This is a genomic window from Halomonas sp. ATBC28 (assembly GCF_005937175.1).
Classification (GTDB): Bacteria; Pseudomonadota; Gammaproteobacteria; order Pseudomonadales; family Halomonadaceae; genus Vreelandella; species Vreelandella titanicae.
Genome location: NZ_VCQL01000001.1, coordinates 1 through 22,469, shown reverse-complemented (window position 1 = coordinate 22,469; position 22,469 = coordinate 1). Strand labels below are relative to the sequence as shown.

Genomic DNA, 22,469 nt, shown 5'->3' with positions numbered 1-22,469 from the left:
GCTAATAAGGAGCTAAAAATGCGTAGAGTTGTTGTGACTGGGTTGGGACTGGTTTCCCCTTTGGCTGTCGGAGTGGAAGCTAGCTGGTCAAGGCTTTTGAATGGCCAGTCAGGTATTAAACGGCTGCCTGAAACCATGGTGGATGACCTGGCGGTCAAAATTGCCGGGGTAGTCCCTGATCACCTGAAAGATCCAGAGGCTGGCTTCAATGCCGATAACGTTGTGCCGGTTAAGGAGCAGCGCAAAATGGATCGCTTTATGCTGCTTACGCTGGCAGCCGCGGAGGAAGCCGTTGCCCAGGCCCGGTGGTATCCCACGCAAGCTTACGAGCAAGAGCGTACTGCAACAGTGATTGCATCTGGGGTGGGTGGCTTTCCAGCCATTGCAGATGCCGTTCGCACGACGGACACCCGAGGCGCACGTCGTCTGTCTCCTTTTACCGTGCCTTCTTTCCTGGTCAATCTGGCTGCTGGTCATGTCTCTATTCGATATGGCTACAAAGGGCCTATCGGGGCGCCGGTAACCGCGTGCGCCGCCAGCGTCCAGGCGATTGGTGATGCGGCAAGGATGATTCGGGCCGATGAGGTGGATGTCGCCATCTGCGGTGGAGCCGAGGCCTGCATCAACGAAGTGAGCCTGGGGGGCTTCTTAGCCGCTCGCGCGCTGTCTACGCATTTCAACGACACGCCAACCCAGGCTTCCCGCCCTTTTGATTCCGCTCGGGATGGCTTTGTGATGGGCGAAGGCGCAGGACTGCTGGTCATTGAGGAGCTTGAACATGCGCTTGCCCGTGGTACGACGCCCCTCGCTGAAATTGTCGGCTATGGCACAACGGCGGATGCTTATCACATAACGTCAGGCCCCGAGGACGGCAGTGGCGCCCAACGAGCGATGTCAAACGCGCTCGCGCAGGCTAAGCTGCAACCCATCGATATCCAGCATCTCAACGCCCACGCCACTTCTACTCCATTAGGAGACAAAGGAGAGCTCGCGGCTATCAAAAGCACCTTTGGGGACAAGGTGGCCGTCAGCGCAACCAAGTCGGCGACCGGTCACTTGCTAGGAGCAGCCGGGGGCTTGGAGGCGATTCTGACCATCCTGGCGTTACGTGATCAAATTGCGCCGCCCACCCTCAACCTGGAGAATCCCGATCCTGCTAGCGAAGGGCTTGATTTAGTGCGGGGGCCAGCGCGCCAAATGTCGATGGAGCACGCTATTTCCAATGGCTTCGGCTTTGGTGGCGTCAACGCCAGCGTCATTTTCCGGGGTTGGCGTTGATGTTGGGGAAAGACACTATGCCTAGCTCAGCCACGCGCAGGCGCTCTGGCCCACTGCCAGCGACCAGGCTCTCGATCGTTCTTCTCGCCGGGATGGCTGCGCTTGGCCAGTTTGCGTCCAATATCTATACACCATCGCTGCCGGCCGTTGCCCAAGAGTTCGTCACCACCACGGCTAGCGCTCAGCTCACCTTCGTCGTCTTCCTGGCGGTGTTCGCCGCAGGACAACTGGTTTATGGCCCCGTCGCCGACCGCTATGGTCGGCGACCCGTCCTGTTCACCGGTCTAGCACTCTTTCTGGTCGGAACCGCTGGTTGCGCGCTGGCTCCAACGCTTGACACGCTGATCGCCGCTCGCGTGGTTCAGGCCGCAGGGGCCGCCGCTGGGGTGGTTGTGTCTCGAGCCGCCACCCGCGACAGCTTCGAAGGTGCCGAACTCGCGCGAGCCATGGCGGCGGTGACGATCGCATTTGCGTTGGTGCCGGGACTCACGCCGCTGCTGGGCGGCCTGCTCCAAAGCGTGGCAGGTTGGCGGACAATATTCTGGGCCACCTTCGTTTTCGGCGCAGGGGTCGCCACCCTTGCCGTTCTCAAGCTACCCGAAACCCTCAAGGAGCGTAGCCCCGCATTGAACTTGAAAAGCGTGGGATCTGCTTACCGGATTGTCCTTTCCGATCCCGTCTTCTTGGGCAATACGGTGACGGTTGGGTTCGTATTCGGAAGCATGTCGGCCTTCTTTTCCGCATCGCCGGCACTGTTCATCGACCGGCTCGGTGTCGGCCCGGCAGAATATGGGCTCTATCCACCCCTTGCCGTCAGCGGTTTTATCATCGGCGGGGTAGCGGTTCGTCGCTTCGCCGGAAACGTGTCTTCCCGCCGCATCGCGTTGGGCGGGCTTGGCCTGATGATGTCCGCGCTGGCATTGATGTTGATGTTGCCGCTTGCGGGGATTGTCCACAAGCACGTCTTCAACGCCACCATGGTGCTCAACGTCACGGGGCTTGGCCTCTTTCTGCCGACAGCCATCTCGGCCGCCCTGCAACGTCACCCCAGCCGGGCCGGGACGGCAGCGTCGCTACAGGGCTTCCTGCAGATGGCCGGCGGTGCGTCAGGGGCATTTGCGGTAGGCCTGATTCAAGACGGTCTGCCGATACTTGCCCTGCCGCTGACTATGTTCATCTGCGTAACGGCTGCGCTGCTGTTGTTTATTAACATACCGAATGAGGAAGCTTCGCGAGTACACTAAATACCTTCTGAGCTTGTACCTCTCGTGCTTTTTCAGCCTGGTCGCCAAGGGCATCCCAACGCCTAGAGGCCCACTCAATCAATGCCTTGACTGCTTTATCGTTCATTGAAGGCCTACTTATATAATTCACTACGATGGCTGTATAAAACTCGTCTAAAACACCGCTATTATCCAAGCCAAGAACCCCGCAAAATCAACCATCCGCACTCGTCTACGCCAACCACCAGCCGAAGGTACCCTCAGTGGCGTGCTTGGCCTGAGGCTTCCCGTACAATGCAGTCACCCAACTTATCGATCTGATGGCCCGCTCCATCAAAGTTGGATGGACGCAACCATCGCTCATACGCTTTGCGCAGTGCAGGGTATTCGCTGTCGATGATGGAATACCATGCCGTATCACGGTTGCGCCCGCGGGTGATGACCGCCTGACGAAAAATCCCCTCGAAGGTGAAACCGTAGCGCTGCGCTGCGGCTCGCGACGGCGCGTTTAGCGAATCGCATTTCCACTCGAAGCGGCGATAGCCAAGGTCTGCAAAAACGTACTTCAGCAAAAGTGCCATGGCTTCTGTCGAGAGGCGCGTGCGCTGCATGCGCGACGAATACACCACATGGCCAACTTCAATAACACCATTCGGCGCGTCGATGCGCATCAAGGCGAAAGTTCCCACCGCCTTGCCACTGGTCAGGTCGATCACCGCATGATGCATGGGGTCATTCAGCTCTGATGTTTCAATCAGAAAGTTACGGTAAGCCTCGAAGGTATCGAACGGGCCGTATGGGAGATAGGTCCAGTGACGCGAATCAGGAGCGTCCTGGTAGGCCGCGTAAAGGTCGGCGGCATGTCGGTCAGCGTCAATTCGTTCGAGCCTGCAGTAGCGATCCACAAGAGGCTTGTCTCCGGGAAGCTGAGCTTCTTTCCATTCCGGTAGGGGCGCGCCAATGGGCTGCTGGAATTCATTCATCGGCCTGTTGATAAAAATCTACGGACTAATCTTTGACGTGCAATATCGCGCAATCTGCCACGATCCGTTAGCGGACTTACATAGCAGAAACAGTTCCTGATATGCCGCAGCAACAGCGGCGCCGGTCGTTTTGTCAGTTTCGATCCCTTCGGTGGCGCTCCTAACAAAGGCCCAGTCGGAGCTAACTTGCTCGACCTCCTTTATTTCGTATTCCATATCGAAGCTGACTGCTTCAAACACGCGGCGATAGACCACATCAAGCTCGGTCTTGCCCACTGCAGCCGGCAGACCTGGCCCCATTAGTACGCCGTCATCAGTGTAGGTTGCTACTACGCCTGTAATGTCGGCGCTATTGAAGGCGGTCAAATAAGCGACCGCCGCCGCTTCAATAGCGGCAAGTTCTTCGTTAATTACCTTACTCATTATTATTCCTCCCTGCTCATCTCTATTTTGGACTCTGGCAAAACGGTCTCAACGACGATACACAATGCTATCCCTTGAAGCTGTCGACGTCCGAATTGCGTAGGAAGAGCACGGTTCTCAGTTGATTATGGTCAGCGGCTTGTCATTTCCCACTGGAGTCAGAATCAATTCCTGCAAAGATGATACTGCGGAACTTCCCACCCTTCAGGCGATGCTCTACCAAAGCCTGGTATGACGGACTGTGGTACCACTGCCGGGCGAGTTCCACGCTTGGAAATTTCAAGAGCACCACACCCTCAACTTCACTTCCCTCAATCACTTCTTGGTTCCCATTCGCTGCGAGAAGTTCGAGTGAGCATGCTTCGAAGGATGACCAGCTCTCTTTTAGCTTTGCAGTGTAGGTAGCCAGCTCTGACTGGTCGAGCGTCTCTTCACGGATAAAAACAGCGTAAGCGGTCATCATTCCATCTCCGTTGCTCTGGTCAATAATGCTCAGGGGTTCGAGATGCCGCCAGGGGTTGAAGGTTAATCAGGACATCTAAAACGGCACTGGTGCCAGCATCTAGGTGTTGGTCGAGTTTAGAAGTTGTCGACCAAGTGCCGATCGAAGCGCTTGAAGTCGGCCTCTATGTCTGGATTCTTCAGCACGTCGTAGATTATGTAGGTCGGCAGTGGTTCAAGCCCGATCCAGTTGAAGTTGAGGTGCATGGGCCGCATAAGCTCGTCCACGCTCAAGCCATCGAGAAACTTCTCCTGCGGATTGTTAAACGCTTCGCGAGGGGCATTGGCTGTCAGCGATATCATATACTTGCCGGAAAGCTTCGGCCCGAGACCGTAGTTTGACTTGGGTGTCTCAGATGTTCGACCGTCACCGTCCGATAGCTGGCCTCTCATCCCGGCGGTCCATACATCGTCGATATATTTCTTCATGCCCCAGCTTACGCCCATCCAGTTAATCGGCGACTGAAAGAACACGATGTCTGCCCACTGCAGCTTCTCGATCTCAGTATCGATGTCGTAGTCATCGGTTACAGCCGTTCTACGCACCTCATCGCCCCGGTTCCGGAAGAAGGCTTCTGCACGCTCGGCGAAAGACGCGTTGAGCGTACCTGGCGAAACAGGGTGTGGTTGATGCCCGTTGATCAGGAAAACATTTGCCATGTCGGGTAAGCCTTGTGTAAGTAGAAGATAAAACCGACCCAGCGCGGCCCTTCAGTATCGGTCTTGCGGGATCGAAAGGCGTGGCTCGATGACAACTAGTGTGCTCCCGAATGCCCTGGTAGCGTTTGCTGCAAACACTCCAATTCTTGCCTATTTTGATCATCTCCAATCAAAATATAAATCGCTCGACCTTCGGTAATGCTAATATTGAGCTTCGCAAGCCAAAGCTAGACATGCTATTTAACTGGAGATGCGTATGGAAACTAAGGCATGCTCAAGCTTCGGCGACCTTGCCGAGCTTGTCGGCAACATTGCACGAACCGATGGCGATTTTCGCACGCCTATTCCGGCCTTGATGCTCAGCAGAGCGGGGGCGGCTACCCATCCGGTGCCCTGTATCTATGGCCTGGGCCTTGGTCTGATCGTGCAGGGCAGCAAGCAGGTTACGCTGGGCGATGAAATATTCCACTATGCGGCGGGGCAATCCCTGATAACGACCGTCGACTTGCCCGTGATGTCGTATGTCACTCGCGCCAGTACCGAAGAGCCTTATCTTGGCTTGTGGTTGAAGCTGGATGCGCCCATCATCGCCCAGTTGGCGGCCGAAATGGAGTTTGCGACTTCGCTGCCAGTATCGACGACCCGAGCGATGTCCGTCGAAACCCTGGATGAGGACACAAAGCTCGCACTGACCCGCTTGGTCCAACTTCTGTCCGAACCGCAGTTGATTCCTCACCTCGCACCTTTAATCCAGCAGGAGATAGTCGTTCGTCTCATGCAGGGCGGGCATGGGCCTCATTTGCGCCGCCTCGTTGCTGCCGGCTCACCGAACCAGCAAATTGCCAAGATAATCGCTTGGCTGAAGCTGCACTATTCGCAAGACGTGCGGATGGATGACCTTGCCGCCAGAGCTCACATGAGCCCGTCGACTTTCCGGCGACATTTCCGGATCGTGGCTGGCATGAGCCCGTTGCAATACGTGAAGAACCTGCGTTTACAGGATGCTCGGCAATTGATGCTCAACGATAATCTGGATGCGGGCAGCGCGGCGGTGCGGGTCGGGTATGAGAGCGCATCACAGTTCAGTCGTGATTACAGTCGACTCTTTGGAGAGCCACCGCATCGGGATATCCAGGCGATCCGGAGATTCACCATGCCAGAAAGCGCTCAGCACGACTGATACGCTATCATTTGCATGATCTCATCACACGAAGGGGCGAAGATTGTCCTTTCACCCCTTGGAAGTCGGCCCAATATGGCGCGCGCTGAAACCTGCCAATGCGTATTTCAGCGGGTTGAGCGCGACCAGACATCTCGATGGGGTTCACTACTGCGCTTGATCCCGTCGACCATAAACGCCTTAGACAATCTGAGTGCGACCGATTTTCTTATTGCACCTCTGGAGACCTGATGAGTTACCTGTTTCCAGCAACATTGTGAAAGTCTGGTAAAAGTTGTATTTACTTAACAAAGGCTGTTCGGTGTAGCTTTCCAGCAGGTCTACACGGAGGGTGTGAATTCGCTAGAAGCCAAGCGACAGAAGTAGTTGCCAAATCAACAGCCCCCGCAATGCACAGGACTTCTGATATTAGATGTGAACCCACTGCCCCGTCTGATCTGACGTTTCGATGGCCTCTATTAATCGATTAACCCGCGCGGCTTCGCGGAAGTCTGGATAGAGGGGACGGTCGTTGATGATGCCCTCCACAAGATCGCGCACCTCGATAATCTTCTGATCGTTATAGCCCAGACCATGACCCGGCGCGGGGCTGAAGGCCGCATAGTCGGGGTGTTCAGGGCCCGCTAACAGGGTAGTGAAGCCGCGCCTGCCGTGGGCGTCGCCGTGGCGATATAGCTGCAGCTCGCTCATGCGCTCCTGGTCAAACACAATAGCGCCTTTGGTGCCCGTTAGCGTGTAGGCCAAGCCCATTTTGCGGCCTGCCGCCACCCGGGAGGTTTCGATATTACCGATTAACCCCTGGTCAAACCGCAGCATGACCTGGGCCTGATCATCGTTTTCTACCGCCGCCATACCGTTGCCGTCGGCCGTGGGGCGCATGGGGATGACGGTTTGTAGTTGGCCACACACTTCGGTAATGCGCTGCCCGGTTAAAAACTCGGCCATATTAAGAATATGCGACCCCACATCGCCTAACGCACCGGCGCCTGCGGTCGCCCGCTTGGTATGCCAATCGTGAGGCTTTTCCGGGTCGAGCAGGTAATCCTCGTTGTGCCGCCCACGAAAATGAATCAACTCACCGATTTCACCACTAGCGACAATCTGGCGGGCCAGCTGAGTGGCGGAATTGCGAATATAGTTAAAGCCCACCAGGGTTTTGACGCCCGCCTTTTCAGCTGCGGCGACCATCTCGTTGGCGTCTACCGTTCTCAGCGCCAGCGGCTTTTCGGCGTAAACATGTTTGCCAGCGGCAATGGCAGCCAGCGCCATCTCTTTATGCAGAAAGTTGGGCGCGCAGATATCCACCACATCTACATCCCTGTCCTCCACCAGGGCGCGCCAATCGCCGGTGGCGCGGGCAAATCCCCACGCCCGCGCTCGGCTCTCGGCCGTGGCGAGGTCGACATCCGCCAGCAGTTCGCAAACGGGTTTAGCGGGCAGTTCAAAAACGCTGGACGCTGCATTAAAGGCAATGGCGTGGGCTTTGCCCATAAAACCGGTGCCGATGAGGCCAATCTTGAGGGTTTTCATTGTGATTATCCCTGTTTGAAAACAATAACGCCGGGCTGGGCCCGGCGTTGAATGGTGTCGTGCCCCGTAGCCTGTTTACATGGTCGGCATGGTGAAGTGGTTGGTCTCTTCACGAATACCGCTGGGCCAGCGCTGGGTGATGGTTTTCATGCGGGTGTAGAAACGCACACCGTCGGGGCCGTGCATATGCAGCGGGCCAAACAGCGAACGCTTCCAGCCGCCGAAGCTGTGGAACGCCATGGGTACTGGGATCGGCACGTTAACGCCGACCATGCCGACCTGGATATGCTCGCAGTACTGACGCGCCGCATCGCCATCGCGGGTAAAGATCGCCGTGCCATTGCCGTATTCGTGGGCATTGATCATGCTGACCGCTTCATCGAAGCTGGCCACGCGGGCAATCGCCAGCACCGGGCCGAAGATCTCCTCGGAGTGAATACGCATGCTGGGCGTCACATGGTCAAACAGGCTGCCGCCGATAAAGTAGCCATCGCCTGCGCCGTCAATCGTGGTCTGGCGACCGTCGACCACTAACTCTGCGCCCTCATCCACGCCGGTTTGGATATAACCCGCCACTTTTTCGCGGTGCTCGCGGGTAATCAGCGGCCCCATATCATTGTCCGGGCCATCGACCAGGCCAGGCCCGACCGTCAGCTTATCCAGTTCGGCCACCAGTTTTTCGCGCAGGCGGTTGGCGGTTTCGTCGCCCACGGGCACGGCCACCGAAATCGCCATGCAGCGCTCGCCTGCCGAGCCATAGGCCGCGCCCATCAGAGCACCCACGGCTTGATCGAGATCCGCATCGGGCATGATCACCATATGGTTTTTGGCCCCGCCCAGGGCCTGAACACGCTTGCCATGGGCTGATGCGGTAGCGTAGATGTACTCGGCAATTGGGGTAGAGCCCACAAAGCTCACTGCCTGGACACGCTCATCGGTGAGCAGCACATCCACCGCTTCTTTATCACCATTGACGACATTAAAGACGCCATCCGGCAGACCCGCTTCTTTGAGCAGCTCGGCTAGGCGCAGCGGCGTAGAGGGGTCTTTCTCCGACGGTTTCATGACGAAGGTGTTGCCGCAGGCCAGCGCAATGGGGAACATCCACATGGGCACCATGGCAGGGAAGTTGAACGGCGAGATACCGGCGCACACGCCCAGCGGCTGCAGCATTGAGTAGCTATCAACGCCGGTGCCGACGTTCATGGAGTGCTCGCCCTTCTGAAGGTGGGGAATGCCGCAGGCAAACTCGACCACTTCCAGGCCCCGGGTCACTTCGCCTTTGGCATCTGAAAATACCTTGCCGTGCTCGCTGGAGATCAGTCGCGCCAGCTCATCAGTGTGCTCCTCAACCAGCGCTTTAAACTTAAACAGGATGCGCGAGCGCTTCAGCGGCGAGGTTTTTGACCAAGCGACAAAGGCCTCATCGGCAATGCGCACCGCTTCGCGGGTTTCGTCAGCGGTGGCCAGCGCCACCTGGGCGCTTTGCTCACCGGTGGCCGGGTTATAGACCGGCGAAGTACGTTGGCTCTGACCGGCGGAGAGCTGACCATTAAGATAGTGGGATAACGTTTGCATATAGGCTCCTGATTAAAAGGCGGCGCTGGCGCTATTTAGCTGGCTACGTCGAAGCCTGCCTGCTCGGCAAGTTGGCGTAGGTTGCGGTAACCCAAGCGGGCGTAAGTCAGCGGGTGAGCGACTTCCGGGTCTTGTTCGGCTTCAACCACTAACCAACCCTGGTAGCCCTGTTCGCACAGGAGGGTTAAGGCGGGCAGGAAATCCACATTGCCATCCCCCGGCACCGTAAACAGGCCGTCTAACACGCCGTTTAAAAAGCTTTTGTCGCGGTTGCGCACTGCGTCCAGCACTGTGAAGCGCAGGTCTTTGCAGTGCACATGATGGATGCGCCCACTGTAGCGTTTGGCGACGGCGAGAGGGTCACCGCCAGCACCTCGCAAATGACCAAAATCAAGCAGCAGCCCCACGCCTTCGCCAGTGTTGTCCATTAAGCGTTCAACGTCGGCCTGGCTTTCGATCACCGTGCCCAGGTGGTGGTGATACACCAGTTGAATACCCTGGGATTTCAGGTAGTCGCCCACGACATCCAGGCCATGCAGCAGTCGCTGCCACTCTTGCTCGGAAAGGTGCGGACGCTGGGAGAGCGGTCGCTCCTGATCGCCGTGCACACAGTGGGTGACTTCACACAGCACCATTACCTTCGCACCGCACTCCTTGAGCAGGTTCATGTGATCCTGAATGGCGTCAATCTCTTCTTCAGGCGTGCGCTCCAGCAACTGCGCGGAATACCAGCCCGATACAAGCGCCAGGTCGTGGGCGCTCAGCACCTGATTCAGGGCGTCAGGCGTTCGGGGAAACTTGTTACCTAATTCAAAGCCGCTAAACCCCGCTTCGCGGCCCTCTTTCAAACAGGTTTCCAGTGGTGTTGCGCCGCCCAGGCTGGGCAAGTCGTCGTTCGTCCAGGTGAGCGGGTTGATGCCTAAAGTAACCGTTGGCATAGCGTATTCCTTATGATTATGTTTGTTGGTATTAATGGCGTTGGCGCTGCTTGGCTTCGCGGTACCCTTGATAGGCTTTATTGACCGCTTCACGCTCGGAAACCTCGGGCACGGCCACCTCCCACCAGGCACCGCCTTCCTGGGTGCTGGGTAGCGGATCGGTATCCAGGGCAATCACATAGGTCGAGGTGGCGCTGCGAGCGCGCACCAGCGCCTGCTCCAGCTCCGCAATGCCGCTCACTGATTCAGACTCACAGCCCAGAGATTTGGCATGGGCGGCGAAATCGGTTTTGGGAGCGCCGGCCTCCACAGTGCGGCAATCTTGCAGAAGGTTGTTGAACCCCGCGCCGCCTGTGGCCTGCTGCAAGCGGTTGATGCAGCCATAGCCGCGGTTATCCAACACCACCACAATCAGCTTGTGGCCCAGCATCACCGAGGTTGCCAGCTCCGAGTTGTGCATCAGGTAGCTACCATCGCCCACCATCACCACCACTTCCCGCTCTGGCTTGGCCATCTTGACGCCCAGCCCGCCCGCAATTTCATAGCCCATGCAGGAGAAGCCGTACTCCACGTGGTAGCTGCCAGGGCCCGAGCATTGCCAGAGCTTATGCAGCTCGCCGGGCAAGCCACCGGCGGCGCATACCACGGTGGTATCGTTGCCTGCTTGGCGATTAACCGCACCGATCACCTGGGCATCGGTGGGCAGCGCCAGCCCTTGGTCGGCGGTCACGTTGCGCACTATTTCGGCCCACTCGCGCTTGAGCGTGCCGGTCTGCTCGCGCCATTCATCGCCGCCGCGCCATTCACCCAGCGCCGCGTCGAGTTGACCCAGCCCGACCAAGGCATCGCAGCTTAACGGCAGCGCTTGATGCTTCAGGCTGTCGAAGCGGCCAACGTTGAGGGCGATAAGCGTTTTATCGCTTCCTTCAAATAGCGCTCGTGAGCCGGTGGTAAAGTCCTGCAGCCGCGTGCCCACCGCCAGAATGACATCCGCCTGCTCCGCCAATTGGTTGGCGGCTGCGCTGCCGGTCACCCCAATGGCACCCACTGCGCAAGGGTGGCTATCGGCCAACGCGCCTTTGCCGGCCTGGGTTTCGGCTACCGGGATGCCCCGCGCTTTAGCAAACTCTGCCAGGGCATCGCAGGCAGCGGCGTAATGCACGCCGCCGCCGGCGATAATCAGCGGGCGCTTGGCCTGTTGCAGCGCGGCGATTGCTTGACGAAGCTCGTATGCATCCGGTGGCGAGCGGCGAATGCGATGCACCCTGGGAGCAAAAAAGGCCTCCGGGTAATCGTAGGCAAAGGTTTGCACATCCTGGGGCAATGCCAGGGTCGCGGGGCCGCAGTGCTCAGGGTCAAGCAGGGTAGCAATCGCCTGGGGCAAACTGGTCAGCAGCTGCTCGGGGCGATTAATACGGTCGAAGTAGCGCGACACCGGACGAAAACAGTCGTTGACGCTAATGGTCGGGTCACCAAAATGCTCCACCTGCTGGAGTACCGGGTCGGGTTCGCGGGTGGCGAAGGTGTCCCCCGGCAGCAGCAGGATCGGCAAGCGGTTGGCGTGGGCGAGTGCTGCGGCGGTGACCATATTGGTCGCCCCCGGGCCTATCGAGCTGGTCGCGGCCATTAAGCGCTGGCGATTATTGGCTTTGGCAAAGGCAATCGCCGCGTGGGCCATGGCCTGTTCGTTGTGAGCGCGAAAGGTCGGAAGCGTGTCTTGCACGTGGTAGAGCGCTTCCCCCATTCCGGCCACATTGCCATGACCAAAAATCGCAAACACGCCTTCAAACAGCGCCACTTCTTGGCCATCCACCTCTATACGTTGTGCAGCAAGGTACTTGACCAACGCCTGGGCCATGGTGAGTCGAATGGTGCTCATTTTACGCCTCCTCCGTGTGAGACAGCGCTTGCGGCTGCGCCTGCCTTAATTGCCGCCACGCCTTTATCAGCTCGGCATAGTTCTGGGCGACCCGCTCTACCAAGCGGGCATCGTCGATACGCCCGGCTAGCCAATCACGACTCGCGCTGGCAAATAGCGTGCGCCCAACGGTGAAACCCTTACAGCAGGCATGATTGGCCGCTGCTTCGAAACCACGTTTCATGTCGTCCATGGGGGCGTCTAGCCCAAGCAGCACAACCCCACTGCAGTAGGTATCTTCCCGCTCAATGGTGTCGCCAACCGCCTGCCAGGCAGCGTCTGACATGGCAGGTAGTTTCCACCAGTCTGGGCGAATACCCAGGTTGTAGAGCCGCTGAAGGCTGCGCGGCAAGGTGGTGTCGTCATTGGGCATGTCGGCGGGGGGAATGACTTCAATCAGCAGTTCCAGCCCACAAGCACAGGCCGCCTGGTAGAGCTGACGCAGCCGCTCCTCCTGCTCCAGGCGCAGCAGGAGCTCATCGTCAGGGTGGTAGAACACTAGGCACTTAATGATCTGTTCTCTAGGCCAGTTGCGCAGGCAGGCACCTAAATCATCGCCATGCTGGAAACGCAGCGGGCGTGAGCCTGGGAGCTCTACCGGTCGACCGATCCACCAGCCTTTCCCACTGGCTTGATTGAGCGCGTCTTGACCCAATACGTCGTCTACCAGAATCGCGGGAGTGGTAATACCGCCCCGCTTGGCGCCCTCTTCGGCAGCGGTGACCAGGAGTTTTTTAAGTGCTGGCAGTCGCGCGCTGTCGGCATACTCTTCGCGGGCCATATCGGTGAGCTGGCGGCGGTGGTCAAATGCCAGGCCCAACACTTCGGGCCATTGCGCGGGCACTCGGGTAGTGACCCGGTGGAGATGATTCAGGCGTTGATCGATATCCGGACGGGGTACCTCGTCGCGACGTTTCAGGTAATCGAATAGCTCATCTTCGGTGGGCATAGCCGGGGCACAGCCGTGGCGGGAGACCACCAGCGCGCCACAGGCGTTGGCGAAACCCGCACTGGTTTGCCAGGGTTCATTGCGCAGCCAGCCGCGTAGCAAGCCACTCATAAAGGCATCCCCGGCACCCAGCACATTGAGCACCTCGACCTGTACGCCCTTAACTAAAATGCCGTCTTCAATACGGTCAGGAATGGCGCCTTCAAACACCACACAGCCCATGGGCCCCAGCTTGCATACCAGGGTGGCCTGGCTAACCTCACGCACTGCGCGCAGAGCCGCTAAGGTGTCCGTACTGCCGCCGGCAATATGAAACTCTTCTTCGGTACCTACAATCAGATCAAAATCTAGCAACCAGCGCTGCAGGTCGGTGGTCACTTTATCATCGGCGATAAAGCGGGTTTCACCATCACCAGGGTTAGTCAGCCCCCACAGCACGGGGCGATAGTCGATATCCAGCACCCGCTTCACGCCATAATGGGCGGCGGCGTCCAGCGCTTTGCGGCAGGCTCGGCGGGTGGTATCGGTAGAAAGATGCGTGCCGGTAATCGCCAGCGCCTTGGCCCGGGCGATAAATTCAGGGTCGATGGCGTCGGCGTCGATGGCCATATCGGCACAGTCGCGGCGATAAAACAGCAGCGGGAAGCTTTCGCGGTCTTTTAAGGCTAGCAGCACTAGGCCGGTGTGGCGCTCGGGGTCGGTTTGAAGCGCGGAGGTATCCACGCCCACCCGCTCCAGCTCTTCGCGCACGAAGTTGCCCATCTGCTCGTCGCCGACCCGCGAGAGCATGGCGGATTTCAACCCGAGGCGAGCGGTGCCGTAGGCCATATTACCCGAGCTCCCGCCTAGGTACTTGGCAAAGCTGGCCACGTCTTCTAAACGACTGCCAATCTGCTCGGCGTAAAGATCGACCGCCACGCGTCCAAGACAAATCAGGTCAAGCGGTCGGTGTTGACTATTGTTATTCAGCATAAATGTCTCCCCACGTCACAAATTCGTGGTACTAGTCACAGGATGGCACTGGGCATAAAAGCGTCTTGGCTGGCAATCGATAAGGCTTATCAACCGTGGATTAAAGTGTGAAGGCGGCACGGAACCGGTCGAGCGCGAGGTCGTCATCCCCAGAGGCCCAGCCTTCCAACCCCACGGTGCCGCGATAACCTATGTCGTTCAGCGCTTTGGCGATGGCCGGATAGTTAATTTCGCCAGTTCCCGGCTCGCAGCGCCCAGGCACATCAGCCACCTGCACTTCACCTATGTAGGGCCCACAGCGGCGAATCAATTCAATCAAATTACCTTCACCAATTTGGGCGTGATAAACGTCCAACATAATGCGCAAGCTGGGCCGATCAACACTCTCCACCAGCGCTAGAACATCTTCCAAGCGGGCAAACGGCACACCTGGGTGATCAACGTCGGTATTGAGGTTTTCCAGCACAAAGGTGACGTCGTTCTGCTCGCCGAGATCCGCCAGCCGATTGAGGGTGTCGCGTGCTTTTAACCACATCGCGCCGGTCATCTGTTGGCAAGGTTTCACGGGAAGACCTTCGCCATCCAACCCTGTGCCGTGCAGGTTGAGACGTGGAATACCCAGTCGTTTGGCCACCTCAACCGACTCAGCGGCGGTGCGTAGCAGTTCATCTGCCCCGGCTGCATCCGCCAGGGTGCCGGTGACATAGCCGGTCATGGATGAGAATGTGGCCCCACTATTGGCCAGTGCCTCGATATCGTGCTTAGTCCAGTCCCAGATTTCGACCTGAAAACCCAGTTCAGAAATACGCTTAACACGCTCCAACACGGGCAAGCGGCGGAACACCATTTCAGCGCAGACGGCCAGCGTGAACGGGGATGATGGGGTAGGCTTATACATCATGGCTCCTTAATAGCCGCTCGCAGCTCGCGGTGAAGGTTGCTCAGTGCTGCTTGTTCCATCGGCAGGCTGAGTGTCTTGACCGGCTAAGCTGGCCTTCTTGGCTTTATCGTCACGCTGGAATTCCGCAAGCTCCGCATCCAGGCTTTCAAGCTCAGCGCCACCCGCCATCATGTTGAGCACTTCTTCGCGGCTGACTTCCTCTTTGCGGAAGGAGCCCAAACTGCCGCCGCGTGACAATAAGGTGAACGCATCAGCCACTGGGTAAGCATGGTGAACATTGTGGGTAATAAAGATGACCGCCAGGCCATCCGCGCGGGCTTTGGCAATGTAGCGCAGTACGACAGAGGCTTGCTTAACCCCAAGCGCTGAGGTGGGCTCATCAAGAATCAGTACTTTGGCGCCAAAATAGACGGCACGGGCAATCGCCACACACTGGCGTTCCCCACCAGAAAGCGTGCCCACCGGCTGACTAGGGTCGCGCACATCGATACCGATTTTAGCCATTTCCTCTCTGGCAACCCGGTCGGCATATTTCCAATCAATCCGCTTTAAAGGCCCCCAGCCCACCGTCGGTTCGCGGCCCATAAAGAAGTTACGGGTAATCGACATCAACGGCACCATGGCCAGATCCTGAAAAACGGTCGCGATACCGGCGTCGAGCGCGTAAGCCGGGGACTTGAAACGAGCGGGCTTGCCATCCAGTAGCATCTCGCCATGGGTGGGCTGGTGAACACCGGAAAGGGTTTTAATCAACGTTGACTTGCCGGCACCGTTATCCCCCAGCAGGCACATAACTTCACCGGAATAGACCTGCATCGAGATATCACTGATGGCGATGACGCTGCCGAAGTGTTTGCTGACACTGCGCATTTCAATCATTGGAGTGCGTGTAGTCATGTTATTTAGCCTCCATCGCCTTTTTGCGCATGTAATTGTTGAATAGCACCGCCACCAGCAACATCACACCCAGGAAGACCTGGAACCAGTCGGTGTTAACACCGGTGTAGAAGATCCCCATCTGCACCATGCCGAAAATCAGCGCACCGAGGGCCGCACCAATGGCAGATCCATAGCCGCCGGTCAGCAAAGCGCCGCCAATGACCACTGCGATAATGGCCTCCAGCTCTTTTAATAAACCTCGAATGGTGTCCGCCGAACCGGTATCCATGACCTGTATGCAGGCAAAGATGGTGGCTGAGAAAGCGGTGAACATGAACAGTGAAATCTTGACGCGATGGACGGGGACGCCCGAATTACGCGCCGCATTGGCATCGCCACCGCTGGCGAAGATCCAGTTGCCGTAAGGCGTGCACAGCAGCACCCAGGTCGCTACAGCGGTTAAGCCCAGCCACCAGACAATCGAGACAGGGATACCGGTGACCGTGGGGTTGCCCGCAAAGTTGGTCGCCATCCAGCCATTTGCCGCCATCCAGCTAAATAGTCCCGTAGCGACTTCTCCAGAGAAAAGCGCCGCGAACCAATCTCCGGGGATATGATCCTGCACTCCACCCACCTGAGTACGTCCCGTCAACAACCGGCTAGTACCGATAGCCAAACCACGCAGAATGAACAGGAAGCCCAGGGTAACGATAAATGACGGCAACCCCGTTTTATTGACCAGATTGCCGTTAATCCAGCCCACCAGGCCCGCGCAGGCGAACGCCAATAAAATTGCGGCCCACAGCGGCCAGCCATACTCCACCGCAGGGATGGCAATCAGAATGCCTGCCAAGCCAATCATCGAACCTATCGAAAGATCAAACTCTCCGCCGATCATCAGCAACGCAGCCGCCGTGGCGATAATGCCGAGCTGAGCGGCGACTTCAAGAAAATTAATAATACCCGCTGGGGTAAACATCCCGGTGCCGCTGGAAGCAGCGATAAAGAAGGCAAGCACCAACACGGCACCGGCCAGCGCCCCCAGCTCCGGGCGATTAAGCGCCTTCTTCCAGAAAGAGACTCTCTGGATACGCTCATCTTGAGGAGCGGTTGCTGGCGCAACCGACTGTTTCGTTTCAGTAGAATTCATGGCGATCGACCCCCAAGGCTCGACACCGTCGAGCCTTTTTCGATTAGGTAGTTATCAACGGATGCCCTGGCTACTCAGCTCAATGACCTGTGCAGCGTTTTCTTGAGTGACAAACCCTGGGCCGGTGGCAACATCCCCTGCGGGTAGCAGGCCGTTTTTGACGAACTGATCTAGGAACATGACGGGCAAATAACCCTGCATGTACTGCTGTTGGTCGATCGCAAAGTCCAGTTCACCTGCATCCAAGGCTTCCAAAATACCGGGTGAAAGGTCAAAGGTGCCGAGAGTGAACATATCGGTTGCCCCCTGCTCACGCATGGCCCGAATCATCGGATCAGCGGCCAACGCACCCAAGGTCAGCACACCACGCACGTCACTGTTCTCGTTGAGGTAAGCGACAATGGCATTGCGAATATTGGTGGGGTCGTAGGTGGTCGCTAGCTGCTCAGCATTGCCGTCAAAGCCTTCTACAAAGCCATCACAGCGCTGATCAAGCCCCTGGTTGCCTTGCTCATGGTTAACGCAGACGCCTTTCTCAACGCCCAGTTCCTGCATGCGCTCGGCGGCCTGTTTGCCCGCCTCGTATTCACTCTGCCCGACGTGCAGCCGGGCACCATAATCCCTCGCCACGTCACCACCGGAGTTAATGGTGATCACTGGGATGCCGTTATCGACAGCATTTTGGACAGCGCCGCCCAGGGCGTTTTCGTCAGTAAAAGAGAGGATCAAGCCATCCGGATCAGATGCCACCGCTGCCTGTACGAGTTGCTGCATCTTGGCCATATCAAAGGTCGATGGTGCACGGTACTCCAGCTCAGCGCCTACGAGATCAGCGGCTGCTTCTGCGCCGTTTTTCACCACTGACCAGAAAGGATCAGAGGGAACACCATGGGTCACCATGACGAAACGGCTCGCTTCTTGTTCCGGTTCTTGTGCTTGTGCGGCACCTGCCATTAATGCCGTGGTGGCGGCAGAGGCTAGAAGCCATTGAGATAGACGTGCCATAAAGAATTCCTCATAACGTTATCGTTGTTGGTAGGGAAGTGGCATTAAATGCCTTGGCGCTATGGAATATAGGTTCCAAATAGCAATTCTTGCAAATTATTTATTCTATACTTTGGTATAAATGGAATATTTATTCCAATCAACTAGACTGCATAACAACCAGCCACTTTGCTCAGCGCTACTACCCAGGCGTACATGAGTGAATGAGTGGTACATGAGTTAACGCGAAGGAATTTGTATGCCACAGCCACCACAAAGCTACCGCGAGCTGGAAACGCTGATCACCGCCGAGTACGCCACGCTAAGCAAACGCTTACAGCAAACCGCTCGTTTTGTGCTTGATCACCCCCAGGAGGTTGCTCTGGCAACCGTGGCCAAAATTGCTGAGCAGGCAGATGTCACTCCATCCACCTTAATCCGCTTGGCCAATAGCTTGGGCTTTAAGGGTTTTTCCGAAATGCAGCAGCTGTTTCGCAGCCGCCTAGTCGATGAATTGCCTAACTACACAGAACGGATTCGCGCAGTACGTAGCGCCACCGGGGAAACACCCGACAGCACCCAGCTGTTGTGGGAGTTCGCCGATGCTAATCGCGCTGTTTTGGAGCAGCTTCCCAGCCGTATCGATCCCGAGAGCCTGGAGAAGGCGCTGGATATTTTTGAAAAGGCCCATGCGATTCATGTGATGGGGGCACGGCGAAGCTTCATGGTCGCCAGCTACATGACCTATGCCCTGGCCCATGTGGATAAGCCTGCGCTGCTGGTCAATGGTTTGGGTGGGATGTACGGCGAGCAGCTGCGCGCTATGAGCCAACACGACGCCCTACTGACCATCAGCTTTTCCCCCTATGCAGAAGAGAGCCAAAAAGCCTGCGAAGACGCCCATCAGCGCGGTCTACCTATTGTAGTGATTACCGATTCGAACCTCAGCCCGCTGGCCCGTTTCGCGAATGTTGTCTTCGTTGTCAACGAAGCCGAAGTAAAAAGTTTCCGGAGTTTGACCGCGTCGCTCTGCTTGACCCAGACCTTGGCAATTGCCCTGGGCGTGCGGCAAGACAAAACACGCGACAAAGAAAAGGGCCGTGACAAACAACATAAGGCCTAAACGCCACAACGAGCCAACACCAACAACAAAACAGGAGAGCTTATGAAACTCGCGCTTATCGGCGCTGGACGCATCGGCAAGGTGCACGCCCAGGCCATTCACTCGCACCCGAACGTTACCCTGGCCGCCGTGGCCGATTTTCATCAGCCTGCCGCAGAAGCGTTGGCCGAGCAGTACGCCAGCCGAGCGGCCTCTGTGGATGAAATCTTCGCGGATGACACCATTGACGCCGTACTGATTGCTTCAAGCACGCCCACCCATGCGGAGTATCTGGAGCGTGCCGCCCGCGCTGGCAAGGCGATTCTGTGCGAAAAACCCATCGCCCTGGATTTAGCCCGCACGCGAGATGCTCTGCAGGTACTCAGTGAGCATCCAGTGACCTGTGCACTAGGCTTTAACCGCCGCCACGATCCTCAGTTTTCGGCACTGAAAAAAGCGATTACCGAAGGGCGTATTGGCGCACTTGAAACGCTAACGATTATTAGCCGCGACCCGTCTCCCCCGCCTGCCGAGTACGTGGCTGAGTCCGGCGGCCTGTTCCGAGACATGATGATTCACGATCTGGACATGGCGCGCTGGCTGCTCGATGAACCCATCGAAAGTGTCTTTGCCGTCGGCAGTAGCATTATCGACCCAGCGATTGGCGAAGCGGGTGATGTGGATACCGCCATGGTCACCCTTACCACAGCCAGTGGAAAGCTGTGCCAAATCAGCAACTCACGACGTGCCTGCTACGGCTACGATCAGCGTATCGAAGCCTTTGGCAGCCAAGGCATGCTGCAGGTCCAAAATGAGAGCGACACCCGGCTGCGCTTCACCGGTGAAGCAGGCCAAGTGGAAGACAAACCCAAGTGGTTCTTCCTGGAGCGCTATGCCCAAGCCTACCAACTGGAAATTGGCGACTTTGTCGCCGCATGGAAGGAGAAACGTGCGCCACTCGCAGGTGCCCAGGATGGCCTAGAGGCGTTGCGCTTAGCCGATGCAGCGGAGCTTTCATTGCGTGAAGGTCGCAAAATTCTGCTCGATGCCTCGATCTAAACAGACGCAAACGGGTCTGTGGAGACCCTTCATATCGACAACGGCTAGCTGCCAACAGAGCAGCTAACCATCAGAAGGAGCGACATATGGCTTCCCTACTGGTACGCCCCACCGCCCCAGATACCCAAGGCACCGTGATTGACGTTACCCCTGAATCGGCTGGCTGGCAGCATGTCGGCTTTCGGGTGCATAAACTCGCCAAGGGTCAGCGCCTGGAGGCCAGCAGCGATGATCAGGAAATCTGCCTGGTGCTGCTCACCGGTCGCGCCACGGTAACCTGCGGCGAGCACCGCTTTGAAGATATCGGCCAGCGCATGGATATCTTTGAACAAATTCCACCCTACGCGGTTTACCTACCCAATGGGGTTAGCTACTCGGTGGAAGCAACCACAGACTTAGAGCTAGCGGTGTGCGCCGCCCCAGGGCATGGCAATCACGCTCCTAGGCTAATCGCTCCCGACAAAATCAAAAAAAGCACCCGTGGCCAAGGCACCAACACCCGCCATGTTCACGATATTCTGCCGGAAACCGAGCCCGCCGATAGCCTATTAGTAGTCGAAGTATTCACACCTGCGGGTAACTGGTCGAGCTACCCGCCCCACAAACACGATGTGGATAACTTACCCCACGAATCACATCTGGAAGAGACCTACTACCACCGCATTAACCCTGAACAAGGGTTCGCCTTCCAGCGCGTTTACACCGATGACCGCAGCCTTGATGAAACCATGGCGGTGGAAAACGGCTGCTGTGTGTTGGTGCCCAAGGGCTACCATCCAGTAGGCGCCTCCCATGGCTACTCGCTCTACTACTTAAATGTGATGGCGGGGCCCAAGCGGGCATGGAAATTCCACAACGACCCCGATCACGAGTGGCTGATGAACGCTTGATGGAACGACTCTTCGCCCGCTAACGTTTATTGGATGCTATGCTAACTAGCCCCGCTGATGTGGGGCTTTTTATTGTTCGCTATTCCTACGGTTAGCTATTTCATTTATCCAGAGGCTTCAATGCTCCCCGAATACTCCGTCATCGCCTGGTTGTTAATTGCATTTTCCGTTTACCTGACCGGCGTTTCAAAAGGTGGCTTTGCGGGTGGTTTTGGCACGCTCTCGGTACCGCTAATGGCGCTGGCGATCAGCCCCGCCCAGGCAGCTGGCTTACTATTGCCGCTACTGCTGGTGATGGACGTGTTTGCGGTGAAAGCATGGTGGGGCAAGCAGGACGCCACTGAGGTCTGGCGCTTTGTGCCGGGGCTGTTTATCGGCGTGACGGTAGGGACGCTGCTGTTTGGCAGTTTGAGTGAACAGGGCTTACGCCTGACTCTCGGCGTGATCACCCTGCTGTTCGCCGCTTACATGCTGCTCAAGCCCGTTGCCAAGAAACCTATCTCCACCCGCTGGGCATTGCCAGCGGCAAGCGTCTGCGGCTTTACCAGCTTTATGGCCCATGCGGGCGCGCCGCCGCTGAACGTTTACCTGCTGCCGCGCAAACTATCGAAAGAGACGTTTATCGCCACCTGCGCAGTGACCTTTGCCGTAGTCAACGTGATCAAGCTAGCGCCCTATATGTGGCTTGGCGAAATCAACGTTACCAGCGCCTGGGCATCGCTACTGCTAGTACCCATCGCCTGGATCGGTGTACGCAACGGCCTATGGCTGCAAAGTCGCGTCAACGAGACGCTGTTCTACCGGCTGGTGATTTTTGCCATGTTTTTAGTCGGTTTTAATCTGATTTGGCAGGCGCTGAAATAGGGCGGGATTCATTACGGAGTGCAGCTCATTTTCATACGATCATCCTTTAAGCGTTTAAGCTGTAAGACATCGCTTAAAATTTTGTAAGAGATCTCTTACAAACGTGTAAGAGATCCCTGTCACTTGCCTTCCAGGCCTTGCTCTCTGGCCCCGGCCCGCTACCCTGATCGTTTCTCATTTACTTGATCCAAGGAGCGGAGCGATGGCGGACAAAACGGGCCTGCAATTTACCCTGACCCTACCCGGGGCCGATGACACCGCCGTGGTGCGCTTTACTCATCGTGAGGCGCTCTCTGAGCCGTTTTCGCTCTCGGTTGAGTTTGCCAGCCGCACCCACGACCTGTCGCCCAGCGACTGTTTGGATCAAAACGCCACCCTGGCCATTTGGCAGGACGGCGAGCCGCTACGCCGCGTGCATGGGATGATTTCAGAGCTTCACCGCGGCGATAGGGGGCACCGCCGCAGCTTTTACCGGGTCGAGATCCGCCCCGCTCTGTGGCGGCTATC

21 protein-coding genes are annotated in these 22,469 nt (G+C 57.3%); 8 read left to right on the top strand and 13 right to left on the bottom strand.

The genetic code is table 11. The annotated features are described in order from the left end of the window. Positions 1-18: 18 nt before the first annotated feature. A complete protein-coding gene (gene fabF, locus E0L35_RS00105) occupies positions 19-1,278 on the top strand; it encodes a beta-ketoacyl-ACP synthase II (protein ID WP_138799235.1) in 1,260 nt (419 codons plus the stop codon). Between the two features lie 17 nt (positions 1,279-1,295). Further along, on the top strand, positions 1,296-2,522 hold the full coding sequence (locus E0L35_RS00100) for a multidrug effflux MFS transporter (RefSeq protein ID WP_171051080.1): 1,227 nt from the start codon (positions 1,296-1,298) through the stop codon (positions 2,520-2,522). 239 nt (positions 2,523-2,761) lie between these two features. On the opposite strand, the gene E0L35_RS00095 is transcribed toward E0L35_RS00100, so the two are convergent. The 4 genes from E0L35_RS00095 to E0L35_RS00080 all read right to left on the bottom strand — a co-directional run bounded on the left by E0L35_RS00095 (position 2,762) and on the right by E0L35_RS00080 (position 5,068). Next, positions 2,762-3,484 (bottom strand): GNAT family protein, encoded by a 723-nt coding sequence (locus tag E0L35_RS00095; RefSeq protein WP_138799233.1) that lies wholly within the window; start codon positions 3,482-3,484, stop codon positions 2,762-2,764. 18 nt (positions 3,485-3,502) lie between these two features. Further along, entirely contained in the window at positions 3,503-3,907 is a 405-nt protein-coding gene (locus E0L35_RS00090; RefSeq protein WP_138799232.1) for an SgcJ/EcaC family oxidoreductase, read from the bottom strand. A gap of 142 nt (positions 3,908-4,049) precedes the next feature. Next, a complete protein-coding gene (locus tag E0L35_RS00085; protein WP_212751643.1) occupies positions 4,050-4,370 on the bottom strand; it encodes a DUF1330 domain-containing protein in 321 nt (106 codons plus the stop codon). Positions 4,371-4,486: 116 nt separating this feature from the next. Further along, positions 4,487-5,068, bottom strand: coding sequence for an NAD(P)H-dependent oxidoreductase (locus E0L35_RS00080; protein ID WP_138799231.1), 582 nt, complete (start codon positions 5,066-5,068; stop codon positions 4,487-4,489). A 256-nt stretch (positions 5,069-5,324) separates the two neighbouring features. Between E0L35_RS00080 and E0L35_RS00075 the strand changes: the two genes are divergently transcribed. Beyond that, positions 5,325-6,248: an AraC family transcriptional regulator gene (locus tag E0L35_RS00075; protein WP_138799230.1), complete on the top strand. Its 924-nt coding sequence runs from the start codon at positions 5,325-5,327 to the stop codon at positions 6,246-6,248. A gap of 408 nt (positions 6,249-6,656) precedes the next feature. Here the strand turns inward: E0L35_RS00075 and E0L35_RS00070 are convergent, their stop codons facing one another. The 9 genes from E0L35_RS00070 to E0L35_RS00030 all read right to left on the bottom strand — a co-directional run bounded on the left by E0L35_RS00070 (position 6,657) and on the right by E0L35_RS00030 (position 18,068). Further along, positions 6,657-7,778, bottom strand: a complete 1,122-nt coding sequence (locus E0L35_RS00070; protein WP_138799229.1) for a Gfo/Idh/MocA family oxidoreductase — start codon at positions 7,776-7,778, stop codon at positions 6,657-6,659. Between the two features lie 75 nt (positions 7,779-7,853). After that, the gene (locus E0L35_RS00065; protein WP_138799228.1) at positions 7,854-9,356 is read right to left on the bottom strand and encodes a CoA-acylating methylmalonate-semialdehyde dehydrogenase; all 1,503 of its coding nucleotides are present in this window, start codon (positions 9,354-9,356) and stop codon (positions 7,854-7,856) included. A 35-nt stretch (positions 9,357-9,391) separates the two neighbouring features. Further along, entirely contained in the window at positions 9,392-10,294 is a 903-nt protein-coding gene (gene iolE, locus E0L35_RS00060; protein WP_138799227.1) for a myo-inosose-2 dehydratase, read from the bottom strand. Between the two features lie 31 nt (positions 10,295-10,325). Continuing rightward, positions 10,326-12,173 (bottom strand): 3D-(3,5/4)-trihydroxycyclohexane-1,2-dione acylhydrolase (decyclizing), encoded by a 1,848-nt coding sequence (gene iolD, locus E0L35_RS00055; protein ID WP_138799226.1) that lies wholly within the window; start codon positions 12,171-12,173, stop codon positions 10,326-10,328. Position 12,174: 1 nt separating this feature from the next. Beyond that, complete coding sequence (gene iolC / locus E0L35_RS00050) at positions 12,175-14,133, bottom strand: 5-dehydro-2-deoxygluconokinase (RefSeq protein ID WP_138799225.1); 1,959 nt, start codon at positions 14,131-14,133, stop codon at positions 12,175-12,177. 100 nt (positions 14,134-14,233) lie between these two features. Then, positions 14,234-15,031 carry a TIM barrel protein gene (locus E0L35_RS00045; RefSeq protein ID WP_138799224.1) on the bottom strand — a complete coding sequence of 266 codons (798 nt, stop codon included), beginning with the start codon at positions 15,029-15,031 and terminating at the stop codon, positions 14,234-14,236. 9 nt (positions 15,032-15,040) lie between these two features. Further along, positions 15,041-15,931 (bottom strand): ATP-binding cassette domain-containing protein, encoded by an 891-nt coding sequence (locus E0L35_RS00040; RefSeq protein WP_138799223.1) that lies wholly within the window; start codon positions 15,929-15,931, stop codon positions 15,041-15,043. Position 15,932: 1 nt separating this feature from the next. After that, the gene (locus E0L35_RS00035) at positions 15,933-17,063 is read right to left on the bottom strand and encodes an ABC transporter permease (RefSeq protein WP_009285992.1); all 1,131 of its coding nucleotides are present in this window, start codon (positions 17,061-17,063) and stop codon (positions 15,933-15,935) included. 54 nt (positions 17,064-17,117) lie between these two features. Next, positions 17,118-18,068: a sugar ABC transporter substrate-binding protein gene (locus tag E0L35_RS00030; RefSeq protein ID WP_138799222.1), complete on the bottom strand. Its 951-nt coding sequence runs from the start codon at positions 18,066-18,068 to the stop codon at positions 17,118-17,120. 238 nt (positions 18,069-18,306) lie between these two features. Between E0L35_RS00030 and E0L35_RS00025 the strand changes: the two genes are divergently transcribed. The 5 genes from E0L35_RS00025 to E0L35_RS00005 all read left to right on the top strand — a co-directional run. Beyond that, positions 18,307-19,170, top strand: a complete 864-nt coding sequence (locus E0L35_RS00025; RefSeq protein WP_138799221.1) for a MurR/RpiR family transcriptional regulator — start codon at positions 18,307-18,309, stop codon at positions 19,168-19,170. Positions 19,171-19,212: 42 nt separating this feature from the next. Further along, entirely contained in the window at positions 19,213-20,208 is a 996-nt protein-coding gene (gene iolG / locus E0L35_RS00020) for an inositol 2-dehydrogenase (protein ID WP_138799220.1), read from the top strand. Between the two features lie 86 nt (positions 20,209-20,294). Continuing rightward, positions 20,295-21,098 (top strand): 5-deoxy-glucuronate isomerase, encoded by an 804-nt coding sequence (gene iolB, locus E0L35_RS00015; RefSeq protein ID WP_138799219.1) that lies wholly within the window; start codon positions 20,295-20,297, stop codon positions 21,096-21,098. A 120-nt stretch (positions 21,099-21,218) separates the two neighbouring features. Then, positions 21,219-21,962 (top strand): sulfite exporter TauE/SafE family protein, encoded by a 744-nt coding sequence (locus tag E0L35_RS00010; protein ID WP_138799218.1) that lies wholly within the window; start codon positions 21,219-21,221, stop codon positions 21,960-21,962. A gap of 202 nt (positions 21,963-22,164) precedes the next feature. Beyond that, positions 22,165-22,469, top strand: a 305-nt coding sequence (locus E0L35_RS00005; protein WP_249362060.1) for a contractile injection system protein, VgrG/Pvc8 family, incomplete at its 3' end; no start/stop codon positions are given.